The sequence below is a fragment of the Stenotrophomonas sp. STEN022 genome, from assembly GCF_056760155.1.
On the sequence record NZ_JBRREG010000154.1, the window covers coordinates 1 to 7,162 of the forward strand.

Below are 7,162 nucleotides of genomic sequence, written 5' to 3' on the forward strand. Positions count from 1 at the left end.
GGCAATCTTGAAATCACCCGAATCGTGGCGATTTGATGAATCACCAGCTTCGTGGCTGACGCCGCTCCCGCAATGACCGGAGCGGCTGTTGGATCTTTGCTAAAGCCCCTGCCGAGCATGGCTCGGCACTACAGGGCCTACACAGGATTTACCTGCGCGCAACATTCGCGGCGCTACCATCCCTGCATTCGTTGAATGCAGGTGAGTCCATGGCGTCGTATCAGACTATCAATCCCTTCAATGGCGAGATCGTGCGGACGGTCGAGCTGCTGACTGCCGCTGGCATCGAGCAGCGACTGGCCGCAGCTGAAACGGTGTTTCCGCAATGGTCGGCATTGTCGCTGGAGCAGCGTGGTGACCATCTGCGCAAGGTTGCTGCAGGCCTGCGCGAGCGCCGCGACGAGATCCAGCGCGTGATGACTGCCGAGATGGGCAAGCTGCGCCGCGAGGCCTTGGCCGAGATCGAGAAGAGCGCCGCCGGTTGTGAGTACTACGCTGACCACGCGGCCGATTATCTGAAGCCGCAGCCGATCCCCACCGAGGCCCAGCGCAGCTACGTGATCTACCAGCCCATCGGCTGCGTGATGGCGGTGATGCCCTGGAATTTCCCGATCTGGCAGGTGATCCGCTTCCTTGCACCGGGTTTGATGGCCGGCAATGTCGCCCTGCTCAAGCACGCCAGCAATGTGCCCGGCTGTGCGGACCTGCTGCGCGAGGTGGTTATCGCGGCCGGTATTCCGGAAGGTGTGTTCGATGTGCTGCATATCGACAACGATCAGGCCGCCGAGGTGCTGCGTGATCGTCGCATCAAGGCGGTCACGCTGACCGGCAGCGAGCGTGCGGGGCGGTCGATTGCGGCCAACGCGGGCGACCAGCTGAAAAAGTGTGTGATGGAACTGGGTGGCAGTGATGCCTTCGTGGTGCTGGATGATGCAGATCTGGACCTCGCCGCGGCTGCGGCGGTGCGATCGCGTTTCGACAATGCTGGCCAAACCTGCATTGCTGCCAAGCGCTTCGTCCTGGTTGACTCGATTGCTGACGCTTTCGTGCAGCGCTACATCGAGGGCGCGCAGGCGCGCGTGTACGGCGATCCGCAGGACGAGGAAAGCACCCTCGCGCCGATGGCGCGCGCTGACCTGCGCGACGAACTGCACAAGCAGGTGCGTGCCAGCGTCGACAAGGGTGCGAAGGTGCTGCTGGGCGGTTCACCGGTAGCTGGTAGCAATGCGGGCTATCAGGCCACGATCCTGGATAACGTCGGCCCCGGCATGCCGGCGTATGACCAGGAATTGTTCGGGCCAGTGGCGGCGATCATCCGGGTCAAGGATGAAGTCGAAGCGGTTCGCGTCGCCAATGACACCAGCTTCGGCCTGGGTGGCAGCGTCTGGACACGCGATGTGCTGCGCGGTGAAAACGTTGCGATGCAGTTGCAATGCGGTGCGGCCTTCGTCAATTCAGTGGTGAAGAGTGACGCGCGGCTGCCGTTTGGTGGCACCAAACGGTCTGGATTTGGGCGCGAGCTGGCCGGGCCGGGTATTCATGAGTTCATGAACATCAAAACGGTCTATGTGGCCTGATGCCCAGCTTGTAGGAGCGGCGTGAGTCGCGAAGCTGGCAGCTCATGAGCGCTTACGAAAATCTGCAACTGCAGTGCGCTGGATTGCAGGCTGGGCAAGGTTTGGACTAGCAGTGACTTCGCGGCGTTCGCCGCTCTGACATGGGCTGCTGGTAACGCCTCTGCCGAGCATGGCTCGGCACTACGGATGCAGCTCCCTCCCTTTGGCCGAAGGCCAAGGGGAGGGTTGGGGAGGGGTAGAGCTCTGCGGTTTCCTATGTTGCAGTGGCTTCGTGGCTTACGCCGCTCCTACAAAAGACGCCGCTCTCATCAACCGAACGGCTGGTCGATGGACTTGCTCTGTGGGGTCATCAGCGCGGCACCATCTTCGGTGACGTAGAGGATGTCTTCCAAGCGCACGCCGAAGCGGTCCGGGATGTAGATGCCGGGTTCGTCGCTGAAGGTCATGCCCGGTTCCAGCAAGTGCTTGTTGCCGCGAACCAGGTAATCCCATTCGTGCATGTCCAGGCCGATGCCGTGGCCGAGACGGTGGCTGAAATAGCGGTAGTCCGGGCCGTAGCCGGAATCGCTGATCACCTTGCGGGCAGCTGCATCCACATCGCCCATAGCCACGCCCGGGCGTGCGGTATTCAATGCCGCCGTCTGTGCCTTCAACACGATGTCGAACACCTTGCGGATCTCGTCGTTGGGCTGGCCCAGCACCACGGTGCGGGTGATGTCGCTGGTATAGCCACCGGCGCGGCAGCCACCGTCGAAGATGATCGGCGTGCCTTCGACCAGGTGCTGCGGTTTGTCCGAGCCATGCGGTGAGGCGGTGTACTTGCCGACGTTGACGCTGGCATCGCCATTCAGCCCGGTACGTGCGTAGGCCATGGCCAGCAGGCCGCTGATGTCCTGCTCGGTCATGCCCGGCTTCAAGGCCTTCCAGACAGCTTCATATACCGCCAGCGTGGCTTCATTGGCCAGCTTCATCAATGCCAGCTCGGCCGCACTTTTTACCCGGCGGCAGCCGGCTACCACCGGCCATGCAGGTACCACCTTGGCCTGTGGCAGGGCGTCGGCAATGCCCTTGGCACGGAAGTAGGGTACAGCTTCTTCCATGCCCAAGGTGCCGGTGGCATGGCCCATGTCACGCAGCACCTTGGCGACCAGGGCGTAGGGGTCCTCATCTTCCTGCCAGCCGCGCACATCGTTGCCGAGCTTGATCTGCTCCAGCGTGCGCACGCGCTCGAACTCCGGTGTCACGTAGACCGGCTCGCCCCTGCGCGGAATGATCACACCGGTGAGGCGCTCGCTGTCCCACCAATGCATGCCGGTGAAATAGGTCAGCGAGCTGCCCGCGCCGATGAACACCGCATCGATGCCGTGCTCGGCCATCAGGCTCTGGGCCTTGGCCACGCGCGCGATGCGCTCATCGTTGCCGATCGGCACAACCTGGGCGGCGACCGACTTCAGGGAACGCATCGATTCCGGCAGGGTTGTGTCGCTACTGCCGGCCGTCTGTGCTGACGCCAACTGTGACAACGGCAGGGCCGCGGCACTGGCGATCAGCGTATTGCGCAGGAAATTGCGGCGTGCGGGATTGGAGTGGTCGTGTTGCATGGTTGCTCTCTGGAAAGACTGGGTAGCTGGTCAAAGCCAGCCGGAACGTTTGAACAGGCGGTACAGCACCACGCAGATCACGCCGACACCGAGCATCAACAGCGGATAGGCGAAGCGCCCGGCCAACTCCGGCATGTGTGCGAAGTTCATGCCGTACCAGCTGGTGACCAGGGTTGGTGCAGCCAGCAGTGCTGCCCAGGCACCGAGCTGCTTGACTGTCTCGCCCTGCGCCAGCGTCACCAGCGACAGGTTCACGCTCAGTGCGGTGCCCAGCATCTCGCGCAAGGTGTCGATGGCTTCGTTGACCCGGGCTGCGTGGTCCTGCACGTCGCGCAGGTAGAGCCGAACTTCTTCGTTGATCAACTGTGCCTGATTGCGCTGCAACTGGGCCAGGGCATCCTGCAGCGGCGCCACCGCCAGCCGCATCTTGTTGAGCTCGCGCTTGAGTTCGTACAGGCGGATTACCGTGCGCCGCTCATAGGTGTCGGCGAAGATGTTCTTCTCCAACAGGTCCAGGGTGTCGCGGAAGCTGTCGGTGATCGGCAGGTAGTGATCGACCACGGCATCGAGCACCGAGTACAGGCAGAACGAGGGGCCCATCGCCAGCAGCTCGGGCTCCTGCTCCAGTCGCGCACGCACGGGGGCATAAGACAGCGAGGCGCCGTGACGCACCGTCACCAGGAAGCGCGGGCCGAGGAAGGCATGGGTTTCGCCGTAGCGGATGCGCTCATCCACCACCTGCGCGGTGTGCACCACCACGAACAAGGAATTGCCGTAGGTTTCGATCTTGGGCCGCTGGTGCGCCTTGCGGGTGTCTTCGATCGCCAGTGGGTGCAGGTCGAATTCTTCCTGCACCTTGTCCAGGATCGCGTCGCTGGGCTCGTACAGACCAACCCAGACGAAGCCCTTGGCGTCGTCGGCGAGTACATCGCTGATGCTGTCCAGATCGAGCGGGCGCTGTGTGCCGTCGGCACCGTACCAGGTGCAATTGATCACGCAGGCCGGGTTGGCCTGGGCGGGAGTTGGAGTGATGCCGGTAGTCATCCCGGCATCGTGCCTCAGCTGGCCGGTAACGCCAAGCTGCGGCGCCCCAGGATCAGCGCCAGCGTGATGTGGATGGGCAGCAGCAGCACGATCCACTGCATGTTGAACTGCGCCTGCAGCGACAGCCAATGCAGCGGCAACGCCAGCAGCGCAATGCCGGTCATCAGCCACAGGACGACCCGGAACCAGGTGCGCGGTTGGCGCCCGCGCAGCAGGCTCCATGCGCCGGGAAGCAGCAGCAATGCCAGCGGACTGAGCAGCAACAGGTTGCGATTGGCCCAGGCGGCCTGGTGCTCGCTGAAACCCCACAGGAAGGTCAGCAGGCCACCGGCGACGCCACACAACAGCCAGAACGGCAGTGCGAATCCGCCGATCAGGCGCGGCTTGCGGCGTGCGGCGTACAGCGCAGCGGCAACCACAAGGCCGACCAGCAGCCACGGCCACCAGGAGCGCTGTTTTTCCTTTGGCTCGGGCGGCAGACGTTGCGGCAGCAGTTCCTGCTCGGCCTGTACCAGTGGCCGGCCTTCGCTGTTGCGCACCTCGCGCAGACTGTCGGCCAGGCGCATGGGCACGAAGGCTTCCTGCCAGCGCGACAGCGGCTGGTCGGCATTCGGGCCCAGGCCGATGTCAAAGCCCAGCCACATCCACGGCGAAGGCGACGCCAGTCGCACCGATTCGCTGCGGTAGCTGTTGCCACGCGAGCGACCCGCCAGCTGCGATTGCAGGGCGCCGCCCATGGCCTGGTCCAGGCTGTCGCGCACCATGGTGGCGCAGTTGGCGGTGAAGTAGTCGTAGCGATAGCGCGCGTTCTCGGGCTTGGCCCGTTCGGCCAGTGCATCAGCCAGCGCCTGTGCCTGCGCCGGCGGCAGGTCCAGCCACTGGATGTTTGCCCCGCGGCCGACACTCTCGTACTGCGCCAGGTCCTGCTCCAGTGGTAGTGCGACCAGGTAATACATCATCTTGCCGTGCACGAAGTTGCCGATGAAGTCCGGCTCGGACGGGTCGAAGAAGCCAAAGTTGTACGAAGTTGCCTGCCCCGTTACCGGGTCCAGCACCACCAGGGCGTCATGGCCAAAGCGTTCAAAGAACACTTCGCCCGGTAGCATGGTCACCACGCCGATGCGTGGTGCCGGCTGTGTGCTGGTTTCGCTGGATTGGTTGGCGACAGGTTGTGCGCTGCTGGCCATGGCGGCCAGCAGCAGGAACAACGACGCAAACGCGGACAGCAGCCGCGGCAGGCGCAGGGTGATCAAGCTTCGTCCTGGTCTTCAGGTGGCAGGATGGTCACGTGGAAGGCCTGCACGCGGCGTGCATCGGCCTTGGCCACCCGGAACACGAAGCGCTCCAGGGTCAGCTCATCGCCGATTTCCGGCAGATGGCCAACGGCCTCGGTGACCAGGCCGCCGATGGTGTCGTAATCGTCATCGGAGAACTCGGCGCCGAAGCGCTCGTTGAAGTCGCCGATGGTGGTCAGCGCGTCCACCACATAGCGGCCATCGGCGAGGATGGCGATCTGCGAGGTGTGGTCTTCGGTCTCGTCGTGCTCGTCGTCGATCTGGCCGACGATCTGCTCCAGCACGTCCTCGATGGTGACCAGACCGGCAACGCCGCCGTACTCGTCGACCACGATCGCCATGTGGTTGCGCGAGAGCCGGAACTCCTTGAGCAGCACATTGAGCTTCTTCGATTCGGGGATCAGCACCGCCGGACGCAACAGCTCGCGCACGCTGGCGTGGCTGTTGTCGGCGACCACGCCGCGCAACAGGTCCTTGGCCAGCAGGATGCCGAGGATGTCATCCTTGTTCTCACCGTGCACCGGGAAGCGCGAGTGGCCGGAATCGACCACCTGCTTCATCAGCTCGATGAAAGGCCGGTCTACCGGCAAGGACACCATGTGCGAGCGCGGGATCATCACGTCGCCGACGGTCAGCTCGGCCACCGAAATGGCGCCTTCCATCATCCGCAGGGTGTCTGCGGCGATCAGGCCGTCCTGCTGTGCCGTCTGCAGGATGCCAACCAGCTCGTCGCGGGTATGGGGTTCACTGGAGAACGCCGAACCCAGGCGCTCCAGCCAGCTGCGTTTCTTCTCGCCGTTTTCGGGTGAGGTACTACTGTCGTCTTCAGACATCTCTTGGTTTGACTGCACCCGGCACGCCGGGCGGTGCCTGCAAGTCTAGCAGGATGTTTGCCGTGGCCTGTTCAAGCCGCCGGTGGGTTGGGGGTCTGCACGCTTGGGGCCACCTGCGGTACATCGGCCGGGGTATCGGCTGGTTTGGCTGGCGCAGGTGTAGCTTCTCCCTCGGCCGGCAGGTCCAGGCTGTAGGTGCAGCCGGCCAGGGTTTTGCCCGGGTGGGATTTGACCGTGGACACGCCCAGGATCACCGATTCAATCAGCGCTTCGCCGGTTTTGGCGTCGTTGACATCGCGGCTGACCAGCTCGCGGCCAGCCATGAACTTGTCCGGTGCGTCGTAGCCGGTTTCCAGTTCCAGTTGCTTGGCCAGTGGGCGCGGGTCGGGCATGTCGAGGATGGCGATGATGGTGCCGCCGGCCATGGCGATATGGTCGGCGCTGTGGCCGAACACCGTGATCGGGGTGTTCAGCGTGTACTCGGCCATGAACAGATTGCCCTGCGGCAAGGGTCGCCAACCGAGGCTTATCGCCTTCAACGGATCATTGACGGTCGGCGCCAATGCGGCGAACTCGTTGACGCTCTGCCGACACTCGATCAGGGCGGGCAGGTCGATGGCGGGCTGGGCCTGTGCCGAGCCGGCGACGATGAGCAGTAGTGGTAGCAGGCAGGTTGAGCGCACGGCATTCATTCGGTGAAGTCCTGATGCCGATGATAGCGGCATCGCGGTGCGGCGCTGTCTTACAAGGTAGTGGGCGGGCGCCCCAGGGGCGGGCGGCGCTCGCGGCGGCACGGACCCCGCCCCAGAGCG

The 7,162-nt window shown here is 64.0% G+C and carries 6 protein-coding genes; 1 reads left to right on the forward strand and 5 read right to left on the reverse strand.

Annotated elements, in window-relative coordinates; translation table 11 throughout:
* The first annotated feature begins 209 nt into the window (after window positions 1–209).
* Window positions 210–1,577, forward strand: a complete 1,368-nt coding sequence (locus ACVOMF_RS20140) for an NAD-dependent succinate-semialdehyde dehydrogenase (protein WP_481510846.1) — start codon at window positions 210–212, stop codon at window positions 1,575–1,577.
* A gap of 308 nt (window positions 1,578–1,885) precedes the next feature.
* Here ACVOMF_RS20140 and ACVOMF_RS20145 read toward each other — a convergent pair whose 3' ends face one another.
* From ACVOMF_RS20145 to ACVOMF_RS20165, 5 genes are all read right to left on the reverse strand, one after another.
* Window positions 1,886–3,178, reverse strand: a complete 1,293-nt coding sequence (locus ACVOMF_RS20145) for a M24 family metallopeptidase (RefSeq protein ID WP_481510847.1) — start codon at window positions 3,176–3,178, stop codon at window positions 1,886–1,888.
* A 30-nt stretch (window positions 3,179–3,208) separates the two neighbouring features.
* Window positions 3,209–4,222, reverse strand: coding sequence for a magnesium and cobalt transport protein CorA (locus ACVOMF_RS20150; RefSeq protein WP_481510848.1), 1,014 nt, complete (start codon window positions 4,220–4,222; stop codon window positions 3,209–3,211).
* A gap of 14 nt (window positions 4,223–4,236) precedes the next feature.
* Window positions 4,237–5,466, reverse strand: a complete 1,230-nt coding sequence (locus tag ACVOMF_RS20155; RefSeq protein ID WP_481510850.1) for a lipoprotein N-acyltransferase Lnb domain-containing protein — start codon at window positions 5,464–5,466, stop codon at window positions 4,237–4,239.
* Window positions 5,467–5,471: 5 nt separating this feature from the next.
* A complete protein-coding gene (locus ACVOMF_RS20160; protein ID WP_282272562.1) occupies window positions 5,472–6,350 on the reverse strand; it encodes an HlyC/CorC family transporter in 879 nt (292 codons plus the stop codon).
* A gap of 71 nt (window positions 6,351–6,421) precedes the next feature.
* Window positions 6,422–7,042, reverse strand: coding sequence for a hypothetical protein (locus ACVOMF_RS20165; protein WP_481510849.1), 621 nt, complete (start codon window positions 7,040–7,042; stop codon window positions 6,422–6,424).
* Window positions 7,043–7,162 lie beyond the last annotated feature (120 nt).